Source organism: Mesorhizobium sp. LSHC420B00 (assembly GCF_000503055.1).
Classification (GTDB): domain Bacteria; phylum Pseudomonadota; class Alphaproteobacteria; order Rhizobiales; family Rhizobiaceae; genus Mesorhizobium.
This window is the reverse complement of record NZ_AYVY01000081.1, coordinates 1-816: the sequence shown is the minus strand read 5'-3', so window position 1 is coordinate 816 and position 816 is coordinate 1. Positions and strand designations below refer to the sequence as shown.

General features: G+C 68.6%; 1 protein-coding gene and 1 pseudogene. Both read right to left on the bottom strand.

Translation table 11 applies throughout. The features are described 5' to 3' along the window. Positions 1 to 514: DNA polymerase Y family protein (locus X760_RS73540; protein WP_036246155.1), on the bottom strand; the 514-nt coding region annotated here is incomplete at its 3' end. Next, positions 447 to 816, bottom strand: a pseudogene (locus X760_RS78765) (hypothetical protein); the annotation flags it as partial. The pseudogene X760_RS78765 and the gene X760_RS73540, both read right to left, overlap by 68 nt.

Below are 816 nucleotides of genomic sequence, written 5' to 3'. Positions count from 1 at the left end.
CCGCCATGACGGCGCCCGCCGTGCGCAGGCCGACGCTTTCGAGGCTGGCGCGGACCTCTGGATCGATGCGCAGTGCCGCCAACGGCAAGGGCGCGAGAAGCGCTTCCTCCTCACCATCGGGAACGATGCGGTCGCCGGCAAACCGCGCCGCCGCCCAGGCCGAGCCCGGCGTGGCGGCAAGCCCGGCGCGGACATCGAAGCCCTGATGGAAAAAACGCGACAGGATGTCGTCCAGCATCGAGCGTTCGCCGCCGAAAAGATGGGTGCAGCCGGTGACGTCGAGATAGAGGCCATCGGCCCCGTCGAGCGCCACCAGCGGGGTATAGCGGTCGCACCAGTCGGCGAGGCCTTCGAGCAGGCGCCGGTCGGCTTCCGGATCGGCCTCCACGATGTCGATCGAGGGATGCATGGCGCGTGCATCGGCTATGCCCATGCCGCGTTTCAGGTTAAGCGCTTCGGCCCGCTCGTCGAGGGCGGCGATGCGCTGGGCGTTCCGGTCGCGGTGACTGATCACCAGCGGCAGGTGATCCGACGGCCGGGAACGCCAGGACCGCCCCAGGCGCTGCCGCAGGATCCTCTCGGCGGCGAGATGTGGAAACCACAGGGACAGGATTCTTTGCCCATTCCTCGCCCCGTCTTTCTTCGAATATGCGTTCATCGGGGTTCCACTCCAGTGTGAATTTTCCGGGCAAGGCAGTGCGGCTCTTGCCGATGGTGATGGTGAAGGCGGGCCGGCCGATCGAGCCGGCGAGCGGCCCGGCGATCGTCTCGCGCGCTGCCGCCGGTGCCGCCGACAGGATGAGGCGGACGGGCGCT